We start from the raw sequence: 25,770 nt of genomic DNA, 5'->3' as shown, positions 1-25,770 counted from the left end.
GAGCACCTTCCCCATGATCTCCCTCACCATCGCACAGCTTGCGCATGCCGTCTCGGGCGAGGCCATCCTCGCCGACGGCGACACGCCCGACACCGTCGTCTCCGGCGCCGTCGACACCGACTCGCGGCTCATCGCCGCGGGCGGCGTCTTCGTCGCCAAGCCCGGCGAGGCCACCGACGGGCACCTGTTCGTCGACGCCGCCGTCGCACACGGCGCCGCCGTGGCGATCGTCGAGCACCGGGTCGCTGCCCGCGTCTCGCAGATCGTCGTCCCCGACGCCGTGGCGGCCCTCGCCGACCTCGCCCGGGTGGTCGTGAAGAGCGTCCGGGATGCCGGCGACCTGCGCGTGGTGGGCATCACAGGCTCCAACGGCAAGACGACCACCAAGAACCTCCTCGCGCGCATCCTCGAGGGCGAGGGCGAGACGGTCGCCCCGAAGGCGTCGTTCAACAATGAGGTCGGGGCGCCCCTCACGATGCTTCGCGTCACCGATTCCACGCGATTCCTCGTGAGCGAGTTCGGCGCGAGCGCACCCGGCGAGATCGCCCGGCTCGCAGGCCTCGTCGACCCCGACGTCGGCGTCGTGCTCATGGTGGGCATGGCCCACGCCGGCGGGTTCGGCGGCATCGAGGCGACGTTCCACGCCAAGTCCGAGCTCGTGCGCGCGCTCCGTGCCGGCGGAGTCGCCGTCCTCAATGCCGACGACGCGCGCGTGGCCGCGATGGCGCCCATCGCCGCTGAGCAGGGCGTCTCGGTGCGGTGGTTCGGCCGCGGGCCGGAGGCCGAGGTGCGTGCCGACGACGTCGTCGTGACGGCATCCGGCACGTCCTTCACCGTCACGGCCGACGGCCAGTCGCTGCCGCTGCGCCTGAAGGTGCTCGGCGAGCATCACGTCATGAACGCCCTCGCCGCGATCGCGGCCGCGACGACGCTCGGCGTGACCCTGGCCGACGCGGTCTCGCGCCTGGAGACGGTCGAGATCGCCGAGCGCTGGCGCATGCAGCCGCTCGGCTCCGACAGTGTGCGGATCATCAACGACGCGTACAACGCCAGCCCGGACTCGATGGCCGCGGCGCTGCGCACGCTCGCGCAGATCACCGGACCGGGGGAGCGCACGGTCGCCGTGCTCGGCGCGATGAGCGAGCTCGGCGAGTACGCAGAGGACGAGCACGACCGCGTCGGCCTGCTCGCGGTGCGCCTGGGCATCCAGCGCATCGTGGTGGTGGGCGACGCCGCCCGCCGCATGTACCTCGAAGCGGTCGCGCAGGGGTCGTGGGACAACGAGGCCGTCTTCTTCTCGACCGCCGACGAGGCGTTCGACTACCTGCAGGGCGAGCTGCGCGAGGGCGACCGTGTGCTCGTGAAGTCGTCCAACTCGGCAGGACTGCGGTTCCTGGGCGATCGTCTGGGAGAATCGTTCTCGTGAGATCTCTCCTTACCGCGGCGGCGATCTCGCTGGCCTTCACCCTCTTCCTCACCCCGGTCTTCCTGCGGCTGTTCCGCAAGTGGGGCTGGGCGCAGGTGATCCGCACACCCGAGGACATCCGCAACCCCAACCACCAGACCAAGCGCGGTACGCCCACCATGGGCGGCACGATCTTCATCGTCGGCACGATCGTCGGCTACCTGGTCGGCTGCTACAGCGGCAACAACCCGCCCACGATCTCGGGCCTGCTCGTCATCTGGATGATGGTCGGCCTCGGCGTCGTCGGATTCATCGACGACTACATGAAGGTGCGCCAGCAGCGCTTCATGGGCCTGAGCGGGTGGCGCAAGGTCGTGGGGCAGGTCATCGTGACCGTGCCCTTCGGCATCGTGGCGCTCAACTTCCCGAACATCTACGGGCAGACTCCTGCGTCGCCGTACATCTCGGTGTTCCGCGACGTGCAGGCGCTGTCGTTCATGGCGCTCGGAGTGGTCGTCGGCTGGATCCTCTACCTCACGTGGGTGTCGTTCATCGGCGTCGCGTTCTCGAACAGCACCAACGTCACCGACGGCCTCGACGGACTCGCGGCGGGCTCGGGCATCTTCGTCACGGGCGCGTACAGTCTCATCGCCTTCTGGCAGTTCAACCAGGCCTGCTGGGGCGGTGGCGAACTGACGTCCGGTGCGCAGATGGCGTGCTACCCGACGCGCGATCCGTTCGACCTCGCGATCATCTCGGCCTCGTTCGTCGGCGCCCTCGTCGGGTTCCTCTGGTGGAACGCCCCCAAGGCCAAGGTCTTCATGGGCGACGTCGGCTCGATGGCGATCGGCGGCGTCATCGCCGCCATGGCGATCCTCACCCGCACCGAGCTGCTCGCCGTGCTCGTCGCCGGCGTCTTCATCATCGGTCCGGGATCGGTGATCCTGCAGCGGCTCTACTTCAAGATCACGCGCGGCAAGCGCCTGTTCCTCATGAGCCCGTTCCACCACCACCTCGAGATGCGCGGCTGGTCCGAGGTGACGATCGTCGTCCGCATGTGGATCATCGCGGGCCTCCTCGCGGTCTCGGGCATCGGATTCTTCTACGTCGAATGGCTCTCCCGCACATGACCTCGGACCGCCTGCGCGCCCTCACCAGCTGGAATGCCGATTGGAAGGGCCTCCGGGTCGCCGTGCTCGGCCTGTCCGTCACGGGCTTCTCGGTCGCCGACACGCTGACCGAGCTCGGCGCCGACGTGCTCGTCGTGACCGAGAAGGCCGACGAGGAGTACGCGCGCCTGCTGCCCGTCATCGGCGCGCGCCTGTGGACCGGCCCGCTCGACAGCGCCGATCCGCGGGCTGAAGGCTCCGTTCCCGCCGAACTCGCGGACTTCGCCCCCGAGGTCGTCGTGGCTTCGCCTGGCTTCTCGCCGCGGCATCCCGTCGTCGTCTGGGCGCGCGAGAACGGCATCGCGCTCTGGGGCGACGTGGAGCTCGCGTGGCGCGTGCGCGACAAGGTCGTCCGCGCCGACGGCACGCCGGCCGACTGGGTGCTCATCACCGGCACGAACGGCAAGACCACCACCACGCGGCTCACCGCGACGATGCTCGTCGCGGGCGGACTGCGCGCCGCGCCGGTCGGCAACATCGGCACCCCGGTGCTCGACGCGGTGCGCGACCCTTCCGGCTTCGACGTGCTCGTCGTCGAGCTGTCGAGCCACCAGCTCTGGTACCTCGGGCTCCAGGACTCGCCCGAGCCGCTGTCGCCGCACGCCGCGGTGTGCCTCAACCTGGCCGACGACCACCTCGAGTGGCACGGCTCGTTCGAGGGGTACCGGGCCGCCAAGGCGCACGTCTACGACAACACGCGGGTCGCGTGCGTGTACAACAAGGCGGATGCCGCCACCCAGGCCATGGTCGAGGACGCCGAGGTGATCGAGGGCGCCCGCGCCATCGGCTTCGATCTCGGCATCCCGGGCCCGAGCGACCTCGGCGTCGTCGAGGGCATCCTCGTCGACCGGGCATTCCTCGACGACCGTCACAAGAGCGCGCTCGAGCTCACCACCGTCGACGAGCTCGCGGGCCTCGGGCTCGCCGCGCCGCACATCGTGGCCAACATCCTCGCCGCGGCCGCCCTGGCACGCTCGCTCGACGTCCCGCCCGCCGCGATCCGCGACGCGCTCCGCGGCTTCCGCCTGGATCCGCACCGCATCGAGATCGTGGCCCGGCACGCGGGCGTCACGTGGGTCGACGACTCGAAGGCCACCAACCCGCACGCCGCCGCCTCGTCGCTCGCGGCCTACCCCGGCGCCGTGTGGGTCGTCGGCGGTCTGCTCAAGGGCGTGGACATCTCTGAACTCGTCGCGGGCCGCGGAGCGGCCGCGAAGGCGGCGATCGTCATCGGCGCCGAGCGGGCCGCGGTGGTCGCCGCGTTCGAGCGACACGCGCCCACGGTGCCCGTGTTCGAGGTGGACGGCGTCGAGACTGAAGACGTCATGGCGCGTGTCGTCGAACTGGCGGCAGGGGTGGCGCGTGACGGGGACGTGGTTCTGCTCGCTCCCGCTGCGGCATCCTTCGACCAGTTCGCCTCGTACGCGGACCGCGGCCGCCGATTCGCGGCGGCGGTGAGGGAACGGATCGGAACGGAGGTCCCGGGTGACGACGACAGAGCCGCCTCGGCCTCGGGCCACCCGGCCGACCCCGCCGCGCCGGACGACGCCGACGACGCCTGAGCCCGAAGCGTCGGCTGCGCCCTCGGCATCGCGCCCGACGAGAGGCCCTCGCACGAAGGACGCGCAGGCGACCGACGACAGGCCCGCCAAGCGCGGGCTGGCCGCTCGCGTCTCGCTGGGCCGCGTGTTCGCGCCGGTGCCGAGCGAATTCCTCCTGATCGCGTCGACCGCGCTGCTGCTGACCGCGTTCGGGCTGGTCATGGTGCTGTCGGCGACCTCGGCGGTCGCCACCTCGCGCGGCGAAGCCCCGTGGGAGGACGTGATCAAGCAGGCCGCCTTCGCGGCGATCGCCCTCCCGCTCATGTTCATCGCGAGCCGCCTGCCCATCTCGTTCTTCAAGAAGATGGCCTGGCCCGCACTGATCTTCGGCGTCGCCTTCCAGCTCCTCGTCTTCACACCCCTCGGCCACTCCGCGGACGGCAACCGCAACTGGATCACCATCGCGGGATTCCAGGCGCAGCCGTCGGAGTTCCTCAAGCTCGGCCTCGCACTGTGGGTCGCGTATGTGCTGTTCCGCAAGCGGACGCTCCTGACGAAGTGGCAGCACGTGTTCATCCCGCTCGTGCCGGTCGCAGGTTTCGCGATCGCCACCGTGCTCGCCGGCGAGGACCTCGGCACCGCGATGATCCTCGTGCTCATCGTCCTCGGGGCGCTGTTCTTCTCGGGGGTCAAGCTGCGCATCTTCGTGCTGCCCGCCATCGCCGCGGCCGGCGCCGTGGCGGTGCTCGCGGTGACCAGCCCCGACCGCATGCGGCGGTTCATGAGCTTCCTGAACCCGAACTGCCTCGCCGACTACTACAACGACTGCTACCAGCCTCTCCACGGGATCTGGGGCCTCGCGAGCGGCGGACTGTTCGGCCTGGGGCTCGGCAATTCCCGTGAGAAGTACGACTGGCTGCCGGCTGCCGCGAACGACTACATCTTCGCGATCGTCGGTGAAGAGCTCGGGCTCATCGGCTGCGCCGTCGTGCTGACGCTGTTCGCGCTGTTCGCGGTCGGCGCTTTCCACATCATCCGCAAGACCGACGACCCGTTCGTGCGCATCGCCGCGGGCGGCATCACCGTCTGGATCGTCGGCCAGGCGCTCATCAACATCGGCGTTGTGCTGCGTGTGTTCCCGGTGCTGGGCGTGCCCCTGCCGTTCATGTCGCAGGGTGGAACCTCGCTGCTGTCCGTGCTCGTCGCGTGCGGCGTGCTGCTCGCGTTCGCGCGGTCGCTGCCGGCATCCGTCGCGCGACGCGAGGCGAGGATCGCCGAGGCACGCGCCGCGCGGGAGCGCGCGAAGCTGCGCGCCGTCCGCTGACCCTCGCCGCGGCCGCGGCCCTGAGTGGCGTGCGCCCGCCCGGTAGGCTCGGGGAGTGACGACGTATCTTCTCGCCGGCGGTGGCACCGCCGGGCACGTCAACCCGCTGCTCGCCGTGGCCGACGCGCTGCGTGCCCGCGACCCCGAGGCGGACGTGCTGGTCCTTGGCACCCGCGAAGGGCTCGAAGCGCGCCTCGTTCCCGAGCGCGGGTACGAGCTGCTGTTCGTCGACAAAGTGCCCTTCCCGCGTCGCCCGAACGGCGCTGCGGCGGCGTTCCCGGCCCGGTTCCAGCGCGCGATCGGACAGGTCCGCCGTCACATCGCCGAGCGGGGCGTCGACGTCGTCGTGGGGTTCGGCGGCTACGCCTCGGCCCCCGCGTACGTCGCCGCGCGCCGGGAGCGTGTGCCGTTCGTGGTCCACGAGGCGAACGCCCGCCCGGGCCTGGCCAACGTGCTGGGCGCACGCCGTGCCGCGGGTGTCGGGGTCGCGTTCGAGGGCACACCGCTCAAGCGCTCGCGCGTGGTCGGGATGCCGCTGCGCGACGAGATCGTCACGCTCGACCGCGCGGCGCTCCGCGCCGAGGCCGCCGCGTACTTCGGACTCGACGCCGAGCGGCCGGTGCTGCTCGTATTCGGCGGATCGCTGGGCGCGCAGCGCCTCAACGAGGCGTTCGGCGAAGGCCACGGGGCGGCGTGGCGCGACGTGGTCGACGCGGGCTGGCAGCTCCTGCACGCGACGGGGGAGCGCTCAGAGCTGACCGACCCCGGCGTGCCGGGCTACGCGGTGGTGCGCTACCTCGACCGCATGGACCTGGCCTTCGCGCTGGCCGACGTGATCGTCTCGCGCGCGGGTGCGGCGACGGTGAGCGAGATCAGCGCCCTGGGCATCCCGACCATGTACGTGCCGTACGCCGTGGGCAACGGCGAGCAGGCGCTCAATGCCGCTTCGGCCGTGCGCGCCGGCGCCGCCGTCCTGATCCCGGACGCCGGCTTCACGGGCGACCGCGTGCGCGCCGAGGTCGTCCCGTTCCTGGCCGACGACACGAGGCGCGCCGCGATGGCGGAGGCCGCGGCATCCGTCGGCATCAAGAACGGAACCGACAACGTCGTCGCGATGATCGACGAGGCACTGCGCGGCTGACGGGGGTCGCTCTAGGCCGTCGCCGGACCGCTCGAGCGCAGCGCCGCGGCGACGACGGCGAGCGCCTCGTCCGTGTCGAGCCGCAGGTCGCGCACCTGCGCGGCGAACGCGGCAGCGGCACGCTGCAGCTGCTGGCGCGCGGGATCGGCGTCGAACGCGACGAACGTGCCGTTGCGGCCGCGGGTCTCGATGATGCCGGATGCCTCGAGCTCACGGTAGGCGCGCGCCACGGTTCCCGGCGCGACGCCGAGATCCTCGGCGAGACGCCTCACGGTGGGCAGCCGCTCCCCGGCGGCCAGCTCACCGGTGGCCACGGCATCCACGAGCCCGGCGCGCAGCTGCTCGAACGGCGGGACGGGCGAGGAGGGATCGATGACGATCATGCCGGGAACCCTCCGATCGGCGCCGGCGCCGGCGCCGGCGCTGCAGGGCGAAGATACTCCGGATACAGGCGGATCGGGAGTCTGCCGTCGATCAGCGAGTAGCCGACCTGAAGGAACGGGATGCCGAACCACGGGAACAGCGAGAACAGGCGTGACACGTCGGGCTCGCCGATCCCGATGGCCGCGTAGACGATGCCCGTGAGGGCGAGACCGAGCGGCAGCCAGGCGGCCATCGCGGCACTCATGCGCAGGGACACGAACGCGCCGACCCGGAACAGGTCGTCCCAGGCGAGCTCGAGCGTGTCCGACGCCGGCTGCGGCTGTGCCAGCACACGGTGCTCGGCGACCCGGCACGCGGCTGCCGCGAGCCCCGCGAAGGCGAGCGCGGCGACGGCGACGATCGCCGAGAGGGGAGCGATGGCGCCCACGGAGGTCATGGCCGCGAGCAGGGCGCACGCGAGCACGGCCGCGGCGAGCAGCCAGGCCGGGAGCAGGGCGGCCCACGTCGGCAGGTAGTCGCGCACCTGCAGGGCCTTCGCCCGCGCGATGCGGGGCGCCGCGGGGGCGGGGGAGAACAGGCGCTCGCGCACCCCGACGATCGTCGAGGCGATACTGAGCACGCCGATCAGCAGAGTGAGCGTGAGGAGCCACATCGCGAAGGGCGACGAGCCGGCGGGCGTCCACACGAAGAGTCCGCCGACGAACACGATGCCGGCCAGCAGCCCCCACATGTTGGCGCGCAGGAGCGCCCGCGAACGCCCGCGGATGCTGCGCCACATGTCCCACGACGGGATCGGCAGACGCGCCCGCACCGACATGCGCTCGATCGTCGTCACGCCCCACGTGTCGCTGCGGGTCGCGATCAGGATCACGACAGGCACGACCGCAGCCAGGCACAGCAGGATCGTGTTGAACGCCTCGAACGACATCTCGAAACTCATCGGCACAGGAAGATTGTGTCGTGTTCTGTATCAATGTGTCAATACAGAGTGGATGCCGCCGGCCGGCGGCGTCGGGCGCGCCGGGGCCGCGGCATCCCCTCGCCAACTTAGGATTGACGGGTCATGATCAGACCCGATCTCAGCCTTCCCATCCCCGACGACATCACCGCCGCCCACTTCATCGGAATCGGCGGATCCGGCATGTCGGGGCTCGCCCGCATGTTCCTGGAGCGCGGAATCCGCGTGTCGGGCTCCGACCGCGCCGACAGCAAGGCGCTGCGCGAGCTCGCCGAGCTCGGCGCGACCGTGCACGTCGGCCACGACGCCGGCAACCTCGCCGACGATGTCGACACCGTGATCCACACCGGTGCGATCTGGCCCGAGAACCCCGAGTTCGTGCTGGCCAAGGAGCGCGGGCTCCACGTCATCCACCGGTCGCAGGCGCTGCACTGGCTGATCGGCGGGCGCCGTCTCGTGTCGGTCGCCGGCGCGCACGGCAAGACCACGTCGACCGGCATGCTCGTGACCGCGCTGCGCGACCTCGGCGTCGCCCCCACCTTCGTCAACGGCGGCGTCATCGCCCAGCTCGGCGTCTCCAGCGGCACCGGCTCCGACGACGTCTTCGTCATCGAGGCCGACGAGTCGGACGGCACCTTCCTGCTGTACGACACGTCGATCGCCCTCATCACGAACGTCGATCCCGACCACCTCGACCACTGGGGCACGCGCGACGCGTTCTACGCCGCGTTCGCCCGGTTCGCGAACGAGGCGCGCGAAGCCGTCGTGATCTCGTCCGACGACGCCGGTGCGCAGCGGGTGGCGGCGCAGCTCACCCACCCGCACGTCGTGACGTTCGGCGAGGCGGCCGACGCCACCGTCCGCGTCAGCGACATCGTCACCGACGGGCCCGTCTCGTTCCGCCTCACGCACGACGGCGCGACGGTCGAGGCGCAGCTGCCGATCCCCGGCGCGCACAACGCGATCAACGCCGCCGGCGCGGTCGCCGTGCTGCTGACCCTCGGTCACGACCTCGAGCCCGCGGTCCGGGCGGTCGAGGGCTTCGCGGGCACGATCCGGCGGTTCGAGCTGCACGGCGTCGAACGGGGCGTCAGCGTCTTCGACGACTACGCGCACCACCCGACCGAGGTTGCCGCGGCCCTCGCCGCCGCGCGCACGGTCGTGGGCGACGGCCGCATCATCGCGATCCAGCAGCCGCACACGTACTCGCGCACGCAGGAGATGTACCGCGAGTTCGCCGAGGTGCTCGAGCGCTACGCCGACCACACCGTGATGCTCGACGTCTACGGCGCCCGCGAAGATCCCGTGCCGGGGGTGACCGGGGAGCTCGTCAGCGGCGCGTTCGCCGATCCGTCGCACGTGCACTACGTGCCCGACTGGCAGCAGGCCGCCGACTACACCGCGACCGTCGCGCGCGAGGGCGACTACGTCATCACGCTCGGCTGCGGCAACGTCTACCTCATCATCCCGCAGGTGCTCGAGGCGCTCTCGGGCTCGCACTCCGTCCCGCCGGCATCGGGGGAGTAGGGCCCGCATGCGCCGTCCCTCGCCGCTGCCGCAGCCGCCCGCCGTCACGCGCGGCGCGGCTCCGGCCGCCCCGCCGGCGCCGCGTGCCGTCGTGGACGACGCGGTGAGGGATGCCGTCCTCCCGGCCGACCCCGCGGCCCGGAACGCCGACACCGTCGCCGCCGAGCATCCGACGGCCCCGGTCATCCCGCTCGCAGCGGACCTTGGCCAGGTGGACGCCGCTCCCGCTGCGGACGCCGGTGCCGGCGACGCGGCGGCCGCCGGTGGTGACGAGGTCGGCTTCCGCGAGGTCTGGAAGGCCGCCCGCGCCCGCCGCAAGGCGCTGCGCGCGGAGGTGCGCCGCTTCACCGTGCGCCAGCGACGGCGGCGCGCCGTCTGGCTCGGGGCCGCGGCATCCATCGTCGTGCTCGCCCTCGGCACCGTCGGCGCGGCGTACAGCCCACTGTTCGGGGTCGAGAAGATCTCCATCGTGGGGGCGCAGCAGCTGAACGCGACCGAGGTGGCCGATGCGCTGTCGGGCCAGCTGGGCACGCCGCTGCCGCTCGTCGACGAGAGCGCCGTCAAGAAGGCGCTCGTCGCGTTCCCGCTCGTCGAGACGTACGCGCTGGAGGCGCGGCCGCCGCATGAGCTCGTGGTCCGCATCGTCGAGCGCACGCCCATCGGGCTCATCGAGACGCGCGCCGGCTACACGCTCGTCGACGCCGCGGGCGTCGCGCTGTCGACGGCCGCGACGCCGAGCGCCGGCACCCCCCTGCTCACGATCACGGGCGGCGTGAAGTCCGACGCGTTCGCGGCGGCCGGCCAGGTGATGAGGTCGCTGCCCGACGACATCCGTGCGCAGGTGACGGCCGTGTCGGCATCCACTCCCGACGATGTCACCCTCACGCTCGGCGGCACCAACACGCAGGTCGTGTGGGGCAACGCCGAGGACTCGGCCCTGAAGGCCGTCGTGCTGCAGAAGACGATGGCGGGCAGGCCGCCGCAGGACGTCTACACCTACGACGTCTCCTCGCCCGAGGCCGTCGTCGTGCGCTGACGCGCTCGTCGCCGATTTCGCCCACAGTTGCCGCGACACGCCGACTCGTTCCGTGCTGCGCGGCGGCGTCGGCTTACTTTCGACACAGCGGAATTGCATACCGGGCAATTCTTTATACCTCTACTAGAGGTTGAAGGTTTACAAGCCAGGGGGCCGGCATGAGCCAGAACCAGAACTACCTCGCCGTGATCAAGGTCGTCGGCGTCGGCGGCGGCGGCGTCAACGCGGTCAACCGCATGATCGAGCTCGGCCTGCGGGGTGTCGAGTTCATCGCCATCAACACCGACGCCCAGGCGCTGCTGATGAGCGACGCCGACGTCAAGCTCGACGTCGGCCGCGAGCTGACCCGGGGCCTCGGCGCGGGTGCCGACCCCGAGGTGGGCCGACGCGCGGCCGAGGACCACGCCGAGGAGATCGAGGAGGCGCTGCGCGGCGCCGACATGGTCTTCGTCACGGCGGGAGAGGGCGGCGGCACCGGCACCGGCGGCGCACCCGTGGTCGCGAAGATCGCGAAGTCGATAGGAGCACTCACGATCGGTGTCGTGACGAAGCCCTTCTCCTTCGAGGGTCGTCGTCGCCAGCAGCAGGCCGAGTCCGGCGTCGCACGCCTCAAGGAAGAGGTCGACACCCTCATCGTGGTGCCGAACGACCGGCTGCTCGAGATCAGCGACCGCGGCATCTCGATGATCGAGGCGTTCGCCACGGCCGACCAGGTGCTCCTCGCCGGTGTGCAGGGCATCACCGACCTCATCACGACGCCCGGTCTCATCAACCTCGACTTCGCCGACGTCAAGTCGGTCATGCAGGGCGCAGGGTCGGCGCTCATGGGCATCGGCTCGGCACGGGGAGCCGACCGCGCCATCAAGGCCGCCGAGCTCGCGGTCGAGTCGCCGCTGCTCGAAGCCTCGATCGAGGGCGCGCACGGCGTGCTGCTGTCGATCCAGGGCGGTTCGAACCTCGGCATCTTCGAGATCAACGACGCCGCGCAGCTGGTGAAGGAGGCCGCGCACCCCGAGGCCAACATCATCTTCGGCACGGTCATCGACGACACCCTCGGCGACGAGGTGCGCGTCACGGTCATCGCGGCGGGCTTCGACGGCGGCGAGCCGCAGGCCCGCATCGAGCCGATCACGGCCGCGCGTGTCGTCTCGACGCCGGCGCTGCCGGTGACGCCGGCCGACGAGGCCGCGAAGGACCGCGATGTCGTCGAGCCGCCGGCCGTGCCGGTGACCGTCGGCGCCGTCACCGAGTCGTCCTACGACTCGGCGTTCAGCGACGACGATCTCGACATCCCCGACTTCCTGAAGTAACCCGTCGGCTGGCTCAGGAACCGTGGGAGAACTCTGGTCGCGTCTCGCGGAGGTGGATGGACGGATCGCGGATGCCGCACGCGCAGCCGGTCGCGATCCGTCCGAGCTCACCCGCATCGTGGTGACGAAGTTCCACCCCGCGTCGCTCGTCGACGAGCTGTACGGGCTCGGCGTGCGCGACGTGGGGGAGAACCGGCAGCAGGAGCTCAGCCGCAAGGTGGGCGAGGTCGGAGACCGGCCCGACCTGCGGTGGCACTTCATCGGGCAGGCGCAGACCAACAAGGCGCGCGCGATCCGGGCGGCGGCGACGGTCGTGCACTCGCTCGATCGCGCCCGCCTGGCCGATGCGCTGCACGCGGCCGCCGAGGACGACGAGCCCGTGCTCGACGTGCTGCTGCAGGTGAACCTCACCGACGACCCGGGCCGCGGCGGCGTGTCGCCGGACGGCGTCGTCGCCCTCGCCGAGCACACGGCCGCTCTGCCGTCGCTGCGGGTGCGGGGTGTGATGGCGGTCGCCCCGCTCGACGAGCCTCCCGCACCCGCGTTCGAGCGTCTCCGCGGCTGCTCGGACGCCCTTCGGCGCGTCGTCCCTGGCGCGTCGTGGATCTCGGCGGGGATGACCGCCGACTTCGCGGAGGCCATCGCGGCCGGCGCGACACACCTACGTATCGGGTCGGCAATCACCGGCCCTCGGCCTGAACGCGGTTAACCTCGGAACAGATGAGCACTACGGAGGATGCGATGTCGAACCCGCTCAAGAAGACCATGGTGTACCTGGGCCTCGCCGACGAGGAAGAGGTCTACGAAGAGCCGGCACCGCAGCCGCGTGCCCGCACCTCCGAGAAGGTCGTAGAGAAGGCGGCAGCCCCCGTGACCCCGATCCATCGCCCCACCGTCGTCCGTCAGCCCGCGCCGGCGGCCATCAACGAGATCCTGACGGTCCACCCCAAGCAGTACCGGGATGCCCAGGTCATCGCAGAGAACTTCCGTGACGGCATCCCCGTCATCATCAACCTCTCGCAGATGAGCGACGCCGACGCGCGCCGCCTGATCGACTTCGCCAGTGGGCTGTCGCTCGGGCTCTACGGGCGCATCGAGCGGGTCACCAGCAAGGTCTTCCTGCTGTCGCCCGAGAACGTCGCGGTATCGGGGGATGGAGCGGTCGCGCAGGCCGACCCGGACTCGGTTCCCTTCTCGCAGCCGTAATCTGGCTACGTGGCAGTCGTCCAACTCATCGCAGCGATCCTCAACCTCGCGCTGCTCCTGTATGTCTTCGTTCTGCTCGCGCGGCTGATCCTCGACTGGATCCCGTTCTTCAACCGTGAATGGCGCCCGCACGGCGCCGGTCTCGTCGCTGCCGAGATCGTCTACACGGTCACCGACCCACCCATCAAGCTGTTCCGCCGCTTCATCCCGCCGCTGCGCATCGGGGCCATCGCGATCGACTTCGGGTTCGCCCTGACGATGCTCCTGTGCTTCGTGCTGCTGAGCATCACGCGGGCTCTCGCAGGCTGATCCGATCGCGTCACCGGGAGTCTTCCGGGAGTCGTCCTTCTTCGACACTCTCAGAAGCCGCGGCTATGCTTTGCTGATACGAACGGCCGCCGACCGGCGACCTAACCGACATCGGCCCAGACGCTCGAAAGAGGAATCACCATGGCTTTGTCCCCCGATGACGTCGTCACCAAGCAGTTCCAGCACGTCCGCTTCAAGGAGGGCTTCGACCCGGACGAGGTGGATGACTTCCTCGACGAGATCGTGGTCGAGTGGCGCAAGGCCGTCGCCGAGAACGAGGAGCTGAAGGCCAAGCTGGCGGCGTACGAGTCGGGTGCCGCTCCGGCGCGCGCGGCAGAGCCCGCCCCCGCCCCGGTCGTCGAGGCCGCGCCGGTCACCGGCGCCGCCCCCGCCGCGAGCGCGGGCATCATCGAGCTGGCGCAGCGCCTGCACGACGAGCACGTCGCCGAGGGCATCGCCCAGCGCGACCAGCTCATCTCGGACGCCAAGTCGCAGGCCGCGACCATCGTCTCGGACGCCGAGACCCGCGGCCGCGAGGAGCTCGCCAAGCTCGACCGCGAGCGGACCGGGCTCGAGAGCAAGATCACCGAGCTCCGCAACTTCGAGCGCGACTACCGCGCTCAGCTGCGCAGCTACATCGAGGGCAAGCTGCGTGACCTCGAGACCACGGCGACGACGTCCGGCGCTCAGCCGGTCTCGTCGCTCGGCCTCTAACCCTTGTCGGGCCGAGCACCCCTTCGTCCGGCGGCGGCCGGCGCCATCATCGCGATCCTCGCGCTGGTGGTGCTGGCCGCCGACCAGTTGGCGAAGCACTTCGCGCTGCAGAACCTGCCGTTCCAGGAGCCGGTCCATGTCATCGGCGACTTCCTGATCTTCTACCTGACCCGCAACTCCGGGGCCGCGTTCTCGCTCGGCGCGGACGCCACCTGGATCTTCACGATCGCGCTGTCAGCCGTCGTGGTCGTGATCGTATGGCTCGCCGCGACCCGCGTGCGCTCGCGCCTGTGGGCCGTCGCCCTGGGCCTGCTGCTCGGGGGCGTGCTGGGCAACCTCGGCGACCGGCTCTTCCGCGACCCCGGCTTCGGGGTCGGGCACGTGGTCGACTTCATCGACACCCCGTGGATGTGGTTCATCCCCGGCATGCCCGGCGGGATCTACAACATCGCCGACATGTTCATCGTGTCGATGATGATCGGCGTGGCGATCCTGGTGCTCGTGGGGCTCCATCTCGACGGCTCGCGCGAGAAGAAGCTCGCTGAGGAGCAGGCCGAGGAGGCCGCTGCGCACGATGCCGAGGCCGCCGACGGCGAGGACTCCGCGGCCGACAGCGCGGCCGCCGCTCCTGCCGGCGGTGACGATGAGGCGGACGCCGCGGCATCCGACCCCGTTCCGCCGAAGTCCGGGGACTGACGTGGAGTCCCGCAGCCTTCCCGTCCCCGACGGGCTCGACGGCACGCGCGTCGACGCGGCGCTCGCCAAGATGCTCGGGTTCTCGCGCACCTTCGCGGCCGATGTCGCCGACGCCGGCGGCGTGACGATGGACGGTCGCACCCTCGCGAAATCCGACAAGCTGCGGGGCGGCTCGTGGCTCGACGTCTCGTGGACACCCAAGGAGGAGCCCCGCGTCGTGCCGGTAGAGGTGCCTGAGCTCGGCATCGTGTACGACGACGACGACATCGTCGTGGTCGACAAGCCCTCCGGCGTCGCGGCGCACCCGTCGCTCGGCTGGGAGGGGCCCACGGTGCTGGGTGCCCTCGCGGCGGGCGGGTACCGCATCGCCACGACCGGTGCCGCCGAACGCCAGGGCGTGGTGCACCGGCTCGACGTCGGGACGAGCGGCCTCATGGTCGTCGCGAAGACGGAGAGTGCCTACGTCGCACTCAAGCGCGCCTTCAAGGAGCGCGAGGTCGAGAAGATCTACCACGCGGTGGTGCAGGGACACCCCGATCCGCTCGTCGGGACGATCGACGCGCCGATCGGCCGGCATCCCTCGCACTCCTGGAAGTTCGCCGTCACGCCCGACGGCAAAGACTCGGTGACCCACTACGAGACGCTCGAGGCGTTCCCCGGCGCGTCGCTGCTGGAGATCCACCTCGAGACGGGCCGCACCCACCAGATCCGCGTGCACATGGCGGCACACCGTCACCCCTGCGTCGGCGACCCGCTCTACGGTGGCGACCCGACGCTGTCCGCGCGCCTCGGACTCACACGGCAGTGGCTGCACGCGCACGAGCTGTCGTTCGCCCACCCGTCGACGGGGGACTGGGTGACCTTCACGTCGGACTACCCGGCCGACCTCGCCCACGCGCTCGAGGTGCTGCGCGGCGACTGACGCCTGCGCGCGCGCCGCCGGTTCAGCGGCCGCCCTCGAACCGCGCGGTGCCCTCGGCGCGCGCGTACTCGATGCGGCGGTACATGTCGGGAAGCTCCAGCGGGGGCAGGTCGTCGAGCCGATGCCAGCCGACCTCGGTCATCTCGCCGTCGGCGGGGTACGGCTCGCCCGAGACCCATTCGCAGCGGAACACGAGGTCGAGGTAGTCCACCTCGTCGCCGTGCGGGTACACGACCCGCGGCAGCTGGTGCACCCACGCGAGGCGCTCGACGCGGCACACCACGCCCGCCTCTTCGAGCGTCTCGCGCACCGCGGCATCGGCCGGCTCCTCGCCCGGTTCGACGATTCCGGTGATCGGGGTGAGGGCGCCGTTGTCGCTCCTCCGACCGAGCAGAATGCTGTCGCCGCGCAGCACGACGGCCGTCGCGCCGACGAGCGGCAGGGCAGTGGTGCCGATGTGGCGGCGCAGTTCGATGACGAAGTCCGGGGTGGCCATGGGGTCAGCTTAGGCGCGGCGTCGGAGGACGGCGCACGTGGCCTCGCCGGATGGCCTCGCCGGATGTCGGACGCCTCGGCCATAGTGGGCGCATGACGATCGAGGTGCGGCCGGCCACCGTGTTCGACGACGTGGCCGCGGTGATCGGGCCGAAGAATCCGCAGTCCACCGTGTGCTTCTGCTTGAGCTACCGGATCCCGTCGAAGGAGTCGAACGCGCTGCGCGGCCCGGATCGCGCGGACCGCGTGCGCCGGCTCATGCACGAGGAGGGGCCGATCGGCGTGCTGGCGTACGACGGCGACGAGCCCGTCGGCTGGGCCGCCGTCGCACCGCGGTCACAGACGCATTTCGCGACGTTCCGCAAGATCCCGCACATCGACGATCAGGATGTGTGGTCGGTGTGGTGCTTCCGCGTGCGCCCCGGGCATCGCAAGAAGGGGGTCATGCACGCGCTCCTCGACGGTGCCGTCGACTTCGCGCGCGACCACGGGGCGCCGGCGATCGAGGGGTATCCCGTCGACAACGACGGCGCCAAGGTCGACCTGACGATGGCGTACGTCGGCACACGTCGCCTGTTCGAGCAGGCCGGGTTCGCCAAGGCCGTCGACACGACGTCGGTGCTGTCGGGGTTCACCCGTGTGCTCATGCGGCGCGACCTCTAGCGTGGACGCGTGAACGAGCTCCTCCGTCGCCGCCTCGAGCGCGCCAACACGCTGTACCTCGACTTCCTCGACACGATCCCCGCCGAGCACCTGGGTTCCACGCTGCCCGGCCTGCCCTCCGACACCGTCGGGCATCAGCTGTGGTGCGTGCTCGGCGCCCGCGAGAGCTTCCCCAAGGCGGCTCGGGCGGGGGAGTGGCAGGGGTTCTCCAGCCCGATCGACCGTGACGGATCCGCGGACGCCGCGGTGGTCCGCGCGGCGTTCGTCCAGACCTCGTCCGACCTCGGCGAGTGGATCACGGGCATCGACCCCGCCGACGAGGACTCGCTGCGCTACGTCCTCGCGCTGCTGGAGCACGAGACGATGCACCAGGGGCAGCTCATCCGGTATCTGTACGGGCTCGGCATCGATCGCCCGCACACGTGGCAGCAGCAGTACGCCCTCGACGAGGAGTTCTGAGTTCCCACGCACGGGGGTATTCCTTCACCTTGAGGTCGAGAGTGAACCGACCTCTGCAGCCGGTCCCGCCGACACCCGGCGGCGCCGGCCGCGGTGTCCGCGGTCGTCCGTAGACTCGTTGCGTGGCATCCGACTCCTTCGTTCATCTGCACGTCCACAGCGAGTACTCGATGCTCGACGGGGCGGCCAAGATCGGCGCGATGACGCAGGCGGCCGCCGACTACGGGATGCCGGCGATCGCGGTCACCGACCACGGCAACACCTTCGCGGCGTTCGAGTTCTACCGGGCATCGCAGGCCGCGGGAGTCAACCCGATCATCGGCCTCGAGGCGTACGTCACGCCGGGCACCCATCGCAGCGACAAGTCGCGTGTCGCGTGGGGCTCGCCCGAGCAGAAGAGCGACGACGTCTCCGGCTCGGGCGCCTACACCCACATGACCCTGTGGAGCGAGAACACCGGGGGCATGCACAACCTCTTCCGGCTGAGCTCGCTGTCGAGCATGGAGGGCTACTACTTCAAGCCCCGCATGGACCGGGAGCTGCTGCAGACGTACGGCAAAGGCCTGATCGCGACCACCGGCTGCCCGTCGGGCGAGGTGCAGACGCGTCTGCGCCTCGGCCAGTACGACGCCGCACGGGCGGCCGCGGCCGAGTTCCAGGACATCTTCGGCAAGGAGAACTACTTCGCCGAGATCATGGACCACGGTCTGTCGATCGAGCGCCGGATCATGACGGACCTGCTCCGGCTCGCGAAGGACCTCGACATCCCGCTGGTCGCGACCAACGACTCCCACTACACGCATCAGCACGAGGCCGACGCCCATGCCGCCCTGCTGTGCGTCCAGTCGGGCTCGACGCTCGACGATCCGAACCGCTTCAAGTTCGACGGCGACGGCTACTACATCAAGACCGCGCAGGAGATGCGGCAGCTCTTCCGCGACCACCCCGAGGCGTGCGACAACACGCTCCTGATCGCGGAGCGCTGCAAGGTCGAGTTCAACACGTCGGCGAACTACATGCCGCGGTTCCCTGTCCCGGACGGCGAGACCGAGGACAGCTGGCTCATCAAGGAGGTCGAGCGGGGTCTGCACTACCGGTACCCCGGGGGCATCCCCGACAAGGTGCGCAAGCAGGCCGAGTACGAGACCGGCATCATCCTGCAGATGGGCTTCCCCGGCTACTTCCTCGTGGTCGCCGACTTCATCAACTGGGCGAAGGACAACGGGATCCGCGTGGGTCCCGGCCGCGGCTCCGGTGCCGGCTCGATGGTGGCGTACGCGATGAAGATCACCGACCTCGACCCACTCGAGCACGGCCTCATCTTCGAGCGCTTCCTCAACCCCGACCGCGTCTCCATGCCCGACTTCGACGTCGACTTCGACGACCGTCGCCGTGGCGAGGTGATCGACTACGTCACCGAGAAGTACGGGTCCGAGCGCGTCGCGCAGATCGTCACGTACGGCACCATCAAGTCGAAGCAGGCCCTGAAGGACGCCGGCCGGGTTCTCGGGTTCCCGTTCAGCATGGGGGAGCGGCTGACCAAGGCGATGCCGCCGGCCGTGATGGGCAAGGACATGCCGCTGGACGGCATGTTCGACCCGCAGCATCCCCGCTACAAGGAAGCGGTCGAGTTCCGCACGCTGATCGAGACGGACCCCGAGGCCAAGACGGTGTTCGATCGTGCGCTCGGCCTCGAGGGGCTGAAGCGACAGTGGGGCGTTCACGCCGCCGGCGTGATCATGTCGTCGGAGCCGCTGCTCGACATCGTCCCCATCATGCGCCGCGAGCAGGACGGCCAGATCGTCACGCAGTTCGACTACCCGTCGTGCGAGACGCTCGGCCTCATCAAGATGGACTTCCTGGGGCTGCGCAACCTGACGATCATCTCGGACGCGCTCGACAACATCCGCCTGAACCGCGGCGAGGAGCTCGACCTCGAGCACCTCGCGCTCGACGACCAGGCGGCGTACGACCTGCTCACCCGGGGCGACACCCTCGGCGTGTTCCAGCTCGACGGCGGGCCGATGCGATCGCTGCTGCGCCTCATGAAGCCCGACAACTTCGAAGACGTCTCGGCCGTGATCGCGCTGTATCGCCCCGGTCCCATGGGCGCGAACTCGCACACGAACTACGCGCTGCGCAAGAACGGCCTGCAGCCGGTGACCCCGATCCATCCGGAGCTCGAGGAGCCGCTGAAGGACATCCTCGACATCAGCTACGGCCTGATCATCTATCAGGAGCAGGTCATGGCCATCGCGCAGAAGGTCGCCGGGTTCTCGCTGGGCCAAGCAGACATCCTCCGGCGTGCGATGGGCAAGAAGAAGAAGTCCGAGCTCGACAAGCAGTACGAGGGCTTCCACGACGGGATGATCGAACGCGGATTCGGCGAGGCCGCGATCCAGGCGCTGTGGGACATCCTGCTGCCCTTCTCGGACTACGCCTTCAACAAGGCCCACTCCGCGGCCTACGGTCTCGTCTCGTACTGGACGGCCTACCTCAAGGCGCACTATCCCGCCGAGTACATGGCCGCGCTGCTCACCAGCGTCGGCGACTCCAAGGACAAGATGGCGGTGTACCTCAACGAGTGCCGTCGCATGGGCATCAAGGTGCTCCCGCCCGACGTCGGGCAGTCGATCCGCTACTTCGCGGCCGTCGGCGAAGACATCCGCTTCGGGCTCGGCGCCGTCCGCAACGTCGGCACGAACGTCGTCGACGGCATCGTCGCCTCGCGAGCCGACGCCACGTTCACGAGCTTCCACGACTTCCTCTCGAAGGTGCCGGTCCACGTCGCCAACAAGCGGACGGTCGAGTCGCTGATCAAGGCCGGCGCGTTCGACTCGCTCGGCTCGACGCGGCGCGCGCTCATGGAGGTCCACGAGGACGCCACCGAGGCGGCCGTGCTCGACAAGCGCCGCGAGGCCAACGGCGAGGTCGGCTTCGACTTCGACGCGCTGTGGGGCGAAGACGAGCCGCAGCAGTCGGCGAAGGTTCCCGAACGCCCCGAGTGGACGAAGAAGGACAAGCTGGCGTTCGAGCGCGAGATGCTCGGGCTGTATGTCTCGGACCACCCGCTCGCCGGACTCGAGATCCCGTTGGCCAAGCACGCGTCCACGAGCATCCACGACCTGCTGGCCTCGGAGGACATCGCCGACGGCGAGATGGTGACGATCGCCGGACTGGTCACGAGCGTGCAGCATCGCGTCGCGAAGCAGAGCGGCAATCCCTACGGCATGATCACCGTCGAGGACTTCGACGGTGAGATCACGGTCATGTACATGGGAAAGACGTACACCGAGTTCCAGCACATGCTGACCGCCGACTCGATCCTCGTCGTCCGCGGCCGGGTGTCTCGCCGCGACGACGGCATGAACCTCCACGCACAGTCGGCCTTCAGCCCCGACCTCGGCGCGCTGGACGAGTCCAGCGGGCTCGTCCTGCTCATGCCGGAGCGCCGCGCGAGCGAGGCTGTCATCGGCGAGCTGCTGCAGACCCTGCAGAGGCACGCCGGCGACACCGAAGTGTCGCTCAAGCTCCACAGCGGTGCGGTGGCGAAGGTCTTCGAGGTGCCTCATCCGGTGCGCATCACACCGGATCTGTACGGCGAGCTGAAGGGCCTCCTCGGCCCGCAATGCCTCGGCTGAGGCCGCGGAATCGGCGTGACGAAGAGCGTCACCCGCCGCATCGGATCTCATCGACGTCTCATGCGTCGTGGGTAATATCGGGTCGACGCGGGCCTCGGGAGCCTGCTGGAAGGGATGATCGTGACGGACGAGTACACCGAAGAGAACAGGCCTGAGGTCGCCGTGGAGGCGCCGGCCGAGGCCGACACGATCACGACGGAAGATCCCGCGGCGTCCGACGGCGCCATCGACGCAGCGTCACCCCAGTACGGCGTCGGCCCCTTCTCGATCCGCGAGGTCTCGCTCGGCGGTGCGTGGCTGATCGCCTTCATCGCATCGTTCTTCCCCGTGTACGGCGAGATCGGCAACGGCCCCACGGTCTGGGGGAGCGGTATCGACTGGCTGCTCACCATCGGCGTGCCCACTGTCGCCGTGTTCCTCATCGTGCTGCGCCGCCTGTCACCGCAGGGCATCCGGCGCGTCGGCTCGCTCGGCATCGATCAGTTCGCCTCGGTGGCGTTCTCGGTCTCGACCGTGCTGTGGCTTGCCATCATCTGGAAGTCGTTCATCACCCTGCTCGGGCAGTCGGTCTTCGCCGGCACGTGGGTCGTGTGGGTCGAGTTCATCATGATGCTCGCCGGCGTGTTCCTCACGGTGCTGGCACCGTTCATCCCGCCGCTGAACCAGGACTTCATCGGTCGCACCGAGGTGCCCGCCCATCGCGTCGCGCGCCCGGCGCGTCCCGTTGCGCCGCGCCCCGTCCAGTCCGCTCCCGCTCCGGCAGCCGAGGCGGCGGCCACCCCGGTCTACGCCGAGTACGCCGCGCCGGCCGAGCCCGGCGGCGATGCCGCGGTCGAGCCCGCAGCGACGGACGCGTCACCCTATTGGGACGCCGACGGCGACGTGGTCGGCGCCGACACCGCGACCGACGCCACGACCGTGATCCCGGTCGCCGACGCCCAGGCGGACGCGGATGCCGCCACCACCGTCCTGCCGGTCGCCGTCGCCGACGCCGCCGACGCGGTGGGGGAGCACGAGCCGGATTCCCAGCCTGCGCCCGAACCCCAGCCCGAGCCGGTCGCCGTCGCCGAGCCGGTAGCCGCATCGCAGCACCAGGCGTTCTGGGCGCTCGTGCCCGAAGAGCGTGACATCGTCGACGAGATCGGCATCCCGGTGTTCCGCATCGGCCCGACCGCCTGGGCTCTCGTGATCGAGGACCGCGGCGAGGTGTTCGTGGTGCGCCACGAGGACGGGCGCATCGGCTACCTGCACGACGTCTCAGGCGTCACGCGAGGCTGAGGGCCTGCGCCCGCGCGGTACCGTAGACGGATGCTCCGGACGATCGACCTGCGCGGGCGCGCCCTGACGCCCGCCGAACTGCTCGCGACCGTTCCCCGTGCCACTGCGGCGCGGGAGGAGGCGTTCGCGACCGCCGCGCACATCGTCGACGACGTCGCGACACGCGGCGAGACGGCGCTGCGCGAGCAGGCCGAGCGCTTCGACGGGGCGGTCGGTCACCACATCCGCGTGCCCGCGGCGCACCTCGACGAGGCGCTCGACGCGCTCGACCCGGCCGTGCGCGCGGCGCTCGAGCAGGCGATCGCCCGCGTGCGAGAAGCGTCGGCCGCACAGGTCCCGGCACCCGTCGTCACCGAGCTCGGTCCGGGCGCCCGCGTCCTGCAGCGCTGGCAGCCGGTCCGCCGCGTCGGCCTGTACGTGCCCGGCGGCAAGGCGGTCTACCCGTCGAGCGTCGTCATGAACGTGGTGCCCGCGCAGGTCGCGGGCGTCGTCGAGATCGCCCTCGCCTCCCCGCCGCAGCGGGAGTTCGGCGGGCGCGTCCACCCCGTGATCCTGGGCGCCGCCAAGCTCCTGGGGGTCACCGAGGTGTACGCGATGGGCGGTGCCGGCGCCATCGGTGCGCTCGCGCACGGCGTCCCGGAGCTCGGTCTGGCACCGGTCGACGTCGTCACCGGCCCCGGCAACAACTTCGTCGCGGCCGCGAAGCGCGCGGTCGCGGGACTCGTGGGGACGGATGCCGAAGCCGGCGCCACCGAGATCCTCATCGTCGCCGATGACAGCGCCGACGCGCGGCTGGTCGCCGCCGACCTCATCAGCCAGGCCGAGCACGACGAGCAGGCATCGGCCGTGCTCGTGACGGCGTCGGAGCAGCTCGCCCAGGACGTGCTCGACGCGATCGGCCCTCGTGCGGCCGCCACGCGGCACGCCGTGCGCGTCGCCGCCGCCCTCTCCGGCCCGCAGTCCGCGGTCGTGCTCGTCGACGATCTGGCCACCGCGACGGCGTTCAGCAACGCCTACGCCCCCGAGCACCTCGAACTGCACCTCGAAGATCCGCGCGCAGACGAGTTCGTGCACGCGGGGGCGGTGTTCGTCGGCCCGGACTCCCCGGTCAGCCTCGGCGACTACCTCGCCGGCAGCAATCACGTCCTGCCTACGGGCGGGCAGGCGCGCTACTCCTCCGGACTCTCGGCTGCGACGTTCCTGCGCCCGCAGCAGGTGATCGAGTACGACCGCGCCGCCCTCGCGGCGGTGCGCGACGCCATCGTCACCCTCGCCGAGGCAGAAGCCCTGCCCGCGCACGGCGAGGCCGTCACCGCGCGGTTCGAGGAGGCATCCACTTCTCCGGCGGGTGTCGCGCCCGAGCCCGGGGTCCCGGCGTAGGCTGGCTGGGCCATGCACTGCCCGTTCTGCCGCCACGCCGACTCGCGCGTCATCGACTCGCGTACGAGCGATGACGGCCTCAGCATCCGCCGACGCCGGCAGTGCCCCGAGTGCGGCGGCCGGTTCACCACCGTCGAGACGGCGAGTCTCAACGTGATCAAGCGGTCGGGCGTCATCGAGCCGTTCAGCCGTGAGAAGGTCATGTCCGGGGTGCGCAAGGCGTGCCAGGGCCGCCCGGTGACCGATGCAGACCTCGCGGTGCTCGCCCAGACCGTCGAGGAGAGCATCCGGCAGACGGGCGCCTCCCAGCTCGATGCGAACGAGATCGGTCTCGCGATCCTGGGGCCGCTGCGCGACCTCGACGAAGTGGCGTACCTGCGATTCGCGAGCGTCTATCAGGCGTTCGATTCGCTGGAGGACTTCGAATCGGCGATCGAGCAGCTGCGACGGGATCACGTTCGCGCGACGCTCGACGCCGACGAGCTGGCGGCTCCCGCCGAAGCCTGAGGCGCACGTCCCTTAACCTAGTAGGGATGTATCCCCTTCTCTTCCGCACCGTGCTGTCGCGCATGGATCCTGAATCCGCCCACCACGCCGCGATGCGGGTCATCCGCGTGATCGGCGTGCCGCCCTTCTCGTGGGCTTCCCGTGCCGTCACGAAGCCCGCCCCCGAACTCGCCACGACGGCACTCGGCCTGCGCTTCGACTCCCCGTTCGGGGTCGCCGCCGGCTTCGACAAGGACGTCAAGGGAGCCGCCGGGCTCTACGCGCTCGGCTTCGGGCACGTCGAGGTGGGCACCGTGACCGCGATCCCGCAGGACGGCAACCCGCGCCCCCGCCTGTTCCGCCTCATCCCCGACCGCGCGGTCGTGAACCGGATGGGCTTCAACAACCACGGCGCCGAGGCAGCAGCCGTACGCCTGCGCAGGCTCCGCAAGCGGTCGCGTCGCGCCGTGCTCGGCGTCAACATCGGCAAGAGCCGCGTGGTCGACGTGGCAGACGCGACGCCGGACTACGTCCGCAGCGCGACGCTGCTGGCGCCGCTGGCCGACTACCTCGTGGTCAACGTGTCGTCGCCGAACACGCCCGGGCTGCGCGGGCTGCAGGCCGTCGAGACGCTCCGCCCCCTGCTGGATGCGGTCCACGACGCCGCCGGGGCCACACCGCTGCTCGTCAAGATCGCGCCCGATCTGCCCGACGACGAGATCGCCGCGATCGCGCAGCTCGCCGTCGACGCGGGACTGGCAGGCATCATCGCCACCAACACGACGATCTCGCGCGAGGGCCTTCGGACGGACGCCGCCACCGTCGCGGCCGCGGGCGACGGCGGGCTCTCGGGGGCGCCGTTGAAGGCGCGTGCGCTCGAGGTGCTGCGCCTGCTCCGCGCGACCGTGCCCGCGGACTTCTGCGTCATCTCGGTGGGCGGCATCGAGACCGCTGACGATGTGCGGGAGCGAGTGGATGCCGGCGCCGACCTCGTGCAGGGGTACACGGCGTTCCTGTACCGCGGCCCGCTGTGGGCACGGCAGATCAACCGCGGTCTCGCCGCGGGACGCTGAAACGCGGCGGCTCGCGCCGCCGCGTGGAGCCGGCCTGCGGGCCGGCTCGGGGGATCAGGCCGGCTTCTGACCGCGCTTGACCTGCGGCTTCGGCAGGCGGAGGAAGCGCATCTGCACGGTGCGCATGGCCGCGTACCAGCCGAGGCCCTTCTCCATCTTGTCGGCGCCGAACTTCTTCTTGACGGCGCGCTTGACGAGGATCGAGGTCAGGACCATGTCGCCGATGACGAACACGATGAAGACCCACAGGCCCACGAACGCGTAGAACTGCAGCGCGGGGATGTTCACGAAGGTCGCGAGGATGACGAGCACCATCGCCGGCATCACGATCTCGCCGAGGTGCCAGCCGCCGTCGACCCAGTCACGCGCGAATTTGCGCTGCGCACCCTGGTCGCGGGCGGGGAGGTAGCGGGGGTCGCCGTTGGCCATGCCGATGCGCGCCTTGTCGCGCTGCGCGGCGAGATCGGCCTTGGCGCGCGCCTTGGCCTCCTTGGTGTCGGGGACGAGGGGGCGCTTGCGAGCGGCCTCCTGTTCCGCGCGAGACGGGGTCGCGCGGCCCTTACCGACAGGGTCGCCGTTCAGGACGGTGCCCTCGGAAGGGGCGTCGTTCGGCGCGGGTGCGGAGTTCTTGGCCACGGCTGATCCTCGAGATG

25 protein-coding genes are annotated in these 25,770 nt (G+C 70.6%); 21 read left to right on the top strand and 4 right to left on the bottom strand.

Annotation, left to right across the window (positions count from 1 at the left end):
- Nucleotides 1–13 precede the first annotated feature (13 nt).
- The 5 genes from murF to ACFWJ8_RS13940 all read left to right on the top strand — a co-directional run bounded on the left by murF (nucleotide 14) and on the right by ACFWJ8_RS13940 (nucleotide 6,580).
- Nucleotides 14–1,426 carry a UDP-N-acetylmuramoyl-tripeptide--D-alanyl-D-alanine ligase gene (gene murF / locus ACFWJ8_RS13960; RefSeq protein ID WP_378812416.1) on the top strand — a complete coding sequence of 471 codons (1,413 nt, stop codon included), beginning with the start codon at nucleotides 14–16 and terminating at the stop codon, nucleotides 1,424–1,426.
- A complete protein-coding gene (gene mraY, locus ACFWJ8_RS13955; RefSeq protein ID WP_378812413.1) occupies nucleotides 1,423–2,535 on the top strand; it encodes a phospho-N-acetylmuramoyl-pentapeptide-transferase in 1,113 nt (370 codons plus the stop codon). Before murF ends, mraY begins: the two co-directional genes overlap by 4 nt.
- The gene (gene murD, locus ACFWJ8_RS13950) at nucleotides 2,532–4,136 is read left to right on the top strand and encodes a UDP-N-acetylmuramoyl-L-alanine--D-glutamate ligase (RefSeq protein WP_378812411.1); all 1,605 of its coding nucleotides are present in this window, start codon (nucleotides 2,532–2,534) and stop codon (nucleotides 4,134–4,136) included. The genes mraY and murD overlap by 4 nt, the downstream gene beginning before the upstream one ends.
- Nucleotides 4,137–4,233: 97 nt before the next feature.
- On the top strand, nucleotides 4,234–5,439 hold the full coding sequence (gene ftsW, locus ACFWJ8_RS13945; protein WP_378812676.1) for a putative lipid II flippase FtsW: 1,206 nt from the start codon (nucleotides 4,234–4,236) through the stop codon (nucleotides 5,437–5,439).
- A 55-nt stretch (nucleotides 5,440–5,494) separates the two neighbouring features.
- The gene (locus ACFWJ8_RS13940) at nucleotides 5,495–6,580 is read left to right on the top strand and encodes a glycosyltransferase (RefSeq protein WP_378812408.1); all 1,086 of its coding nucleotides are present in this window, start codon (nucleotides 5,495–5,497) and stop codon (nucleotides 6,578–6,580) included.
- An 11-nt stretch (nucleotides 6,581–6,591) separates the two neighbouring features.
- Here the strand turns inward: ACFWJ8_RS13940 and ACFWJ8_RS13935 are convergent, their stop codons facing one another.
- Nucleotides 6,592–6,963 carry a GntR family transcriptional regulator gene (locus ACFWJ8_RS13935; RefSeq protein ID WP_378812405.1) on the bottom strand — a complete coding sequence of 124 codons (372 nt, stop codon included), beginning with the start codon at nucleotides 6,961–6,963 and terminating at the stop codon, nucleotides 6,592–6,594.
- Complete coding sequence (locus ACFWJ8_RS13930; protein WP_378812403.1) at nucleotides 6,960–7,910, bottom strand: hypothetical protein; 951 nt, start codon at nucleotides 7,908–7,910, stop codon at nucleotides 6,960–6,962. Before ACFWJ8_RS13930 ends, ACFWJ8_RS13935 begins: the two co-directional genes overlap by 4 nt.
- A 117-nt stretch (nucleotides 7,911–8,027) precedes the next feature.
- On the opposite strand from ACFWJ8_RS13930, the gene murC reads away from it, so the two are divergent.
- The 9 genes from murC (at nucleotide 8,028) to ACFWJ8_RS13885 (ending at nucleotide 15,642) form a co-directional block, all read left to right on the top strand.
- The gene (gene murC, locus ACFWJ8_RS13925; RefSeq protein WP_378812400.1) at nucleotides 8,028–9,449 is read left to right on the top strand and encodes a UDP-N-acetylmuramate--L-alanine ligase; all 1,422 of its coding nucleotides are present in this window, start codon (nucleotides 8,028–8,030) and stop codon (nucleotides 9,447–9,449) included.
- Nucleotides 9,450–9,456: 7 nt separating this feature from the next.
- On the top strand, nucleotides 9,457–10,485 hold the full coding sequence (locus tag ACFWJ8_RS13920; protein ID WP_378812397.1) for an FtsQ-type POTRA domain-containing protein: 1,029 nt from the start codon (nucleotides 9,457–9,459) through the stop codon (nucleotides 10,483–10,485).
- 158 nt (nucleotides 10,486–10,643) lie between these two features.
- On the top strand, nucleotides 10,644–11,795 hold the full coding sequence (gene ftsZ, locus ACFWJ8_RS13915; RefSeq protein ID WP_378812394.1) for a cell division protein FtsZ: 1,152 nt from the start codon (nucleotides 10,644–10,646) through the stop codon (nucleotides 11,793–11,795).
- Nucleotides 11,796–11,817: 22 nt separating this feature from the next.
- On the top strand, nucleotides 11,818–12,504 hold the full coding sequence (locus ACFWJ8_RS13910; protein ID WP_378812392.1) for a YggS family pyridoxal phosphate-dependent enzyme: 687 nt from the start codon (nucleotides 11,818–11,820) through the stop codon (nucleotides 12,502–12,504).
- A 32-nt stretch (nucleotides 12,505–12,536) separates the two neighbouring features.
- Nucleotides 12,537–13,001 carry a cell division protein SepF gene (locus tag ACFWJ8_RS13905; protein WP_191170739.1) on the top strand — a complete coding sequence of 155 codons (465 nt, stop codon included), beginning with the start codon at nucleotides 12,537–12,539 and terminating at the stop codon, nucleotides 12,999–13,001.
- 9 nt (nucleotides 13,002–13,010) lie between these two features.
- Nucleotides 13,011–13,310: a YggT family protein gene (locus ACFWJ8_RS13900; RefSeq protein WP_378812389.1), complete on the top strand. Its 300-nt coding sequence runs from the start codon at nucleotides 13,011–13,013 to the stop codon at nucleotides 13,308–13,310.
- A gap of 141 nt (nucleotides 13,311–13,451) precedes the next feature.
- Complete coding sequence (locus ACFWJ8_RS13895; RefSeq protein ID WP_378812387.1) at nucleotides 13,452–14,024, top strand: DivIVA domain-containing protein; 573 nt, start codon at nucleotides 13,452–13,454, stop codon at nucleotides 14,022–14,024.
- Between the two features lie 3 nt (nucleotides 14,025–14,027).
- Nucleotides 14,028–14,720, top strand: coding sequence for a signal peptidase II (gene lspA / locus ACFWJ8_RS13890; RefSeq protein WP_378812385.1), 693 nt, complete (start codon nucleotides 14,028–14,030; stop codon nucleotides 14,718–14,720).
- Between the two features lies 1 nt (nucleotide 14,721).
- Nucleotides 14,722–15,642 (top strand): RluA family pseudouridine synthase, encoded by a 921-nt coding sequence (locus ACFWJ8_RS13885; protein ID WP_378812383.1) that lies wholly within the window; start codon nucleotides 14,722–14,724, stop codon nucleotides 15,640–15,642.
- Between the two features lie 22 nt (nucleotides 15,643–15,664).
- On the opposite strand, the gene ACFWJ8_RS13880 is transcribed toward ACFWJ8_RS13885, so the two are convergent.
- Nucleotides 15,665–16,138 (bottom strand): NUDIX domain-containing protein, encoded by a 474-nt coding sequence (locus ACFWJ8_RS13880; RefSeq protein WP_378812380.1) that lies wholly within the window; start codon nucleotides 16,136–16,138, stop codon nucleotides 15,665–15,667.
- Nucleotides 16,139–16,230: 92 nt separating this feature from the next.
- On the opposite strand from ACFWJ8_RS13880, the gene ACFWJ8_RS13875 reads away from it, so the two are divergent.
- The 7 genes from ACFWJ8_RS13875 to ACFWJ8_RS13845 all read left to right on the top strand — a co-directional run bounded on the left by ACFWJ8_RS13875 (nucleotide 16,231) and on the right by ACFWJ8_RS13845 (nucleotide 25,117).
- Nucleotides 16,231–16,800, top strand: a complete 570-nt coding sequence (locus ACFWJ8_RS13875; RefSeq protein ID WP_378812377.1) for a GNAT family N-acetyltransferase — start codon at nucleotides 16,231–16,233, stop codon at nucleotides 16,798–16,800.
- A gap of 9 nt (nucleotides 16,801–16,809) precedes the next feature.
- On the top strand, nucleotides 16,810–17,259 hold the full coding sequence (locus tag ACFWJ8_RS13870; protein ID WP_378812374.1) for a DinB family protein: 450 nt from the start codon (nucleotides 16,810–16,812) through the stop codon (nucleotides 17,257–17,259).
- A gap of 170 nt (nucleotides 17,260–17,429) precedes the next feature.
- Nucleotides 17,430–20,900 (top strand): DNA polymerase III subunit alpha, encoded by a 3,471-nt coding sequence (gene dnaE, locus ACFWJ8_RS13865; RefSeq protein ID WP_378812673.1) that lies wholly within the window; start codon nucleotides 17,430–17,432, stop codon nucleotides 20,898–20,900.
- A gap of 114 nt (nucleotides 20,901–21,014) precedes the next feature.
- Nucleotides 21,015–22,178, top strand: a complete 1,164-nt coding sequence (locus ACFWJ8_RS13860; RefSeq protein ID WP_378812372.1) for a hypothetical protein — start codon at nucleotides 21,015–21,017, stop codon at nucleotides 22,176–22,178.
- A 30-nt stretch (nucleotides 22,179–22,208) separates the two neighbouring features.
- The gene (gene hisD / locus ACFWJ8_RS13855) at nucleotides 22,209–23,558 is read left to right on the top strand and encodes a histidinol dehydrogenase (protein ID WP_378812370.1); all 1,350 of its coding nucleotides are present in this window, start codon (nucleotides 22,209–22,211) and stop codon (nucleotides 23,556–23,558) included.
- Nucleotides 23,559–23,570: 12 nt separating this feature from the next.
- Nucleotides 23,571–24,065, top strand: coding sequence for a transcriptional regulator NrdR (gene nrdR, locus ACFWJ8_RS13850; RefSeq protein WP_378812368.1), 495 nt, complete (start codon nucleotides 23,571–23,573; stop codon nucleotides 24,063–24,065).
- Between the two features lie 26 nt (nucleotides 24,066–24,091).
- The gene (locus ACFWJ8_RS13845) at nucleotides 24,092–25,117 is read left to right on the top strand and encodes a quinone-dependent dihydroorotate dehydrogenase (RefSeq protein WP_378812366.1); all 1,026 of its coding nucleotides are present in this window, start codon (nucleotides 24,092–24,094) and stop codon (nucleotides 25,115–25,117) included.
- Between the two features lie 54 nt (nucleotides 25,118–25,171).
- Here ACFWJ8_RS13845 and ACFWJ8_RS13840 read toward each other — a convergent pair whose 3' ends face one another.
- Nucleotides 25,172–25,753, bottom strand: a complete 582-nt coding sequence (locus tag ACFWJ8_RS13840; RefSeq protein WP_378812364.1) for a DUF3043 domain-containing protein — start codon at nucleotides 25,751–25,753, stop codon at nucleotides 25,172–25,174.
- Nucleotides 25,754–25,770 lie beyond the last annotated feature (17 nt).

Source organism: Microbacterium sp. NPDC058389, assembly GCF_042722305.1.
Classification (GTDB): Bacteria; Actinomycetota; Actinomycetes; order Actinomycetales; family Microbacteriaceae; genus Microbacterium.
This window is presented reverse-complemented; position numbering and strand designations above follow the sequence as displayed.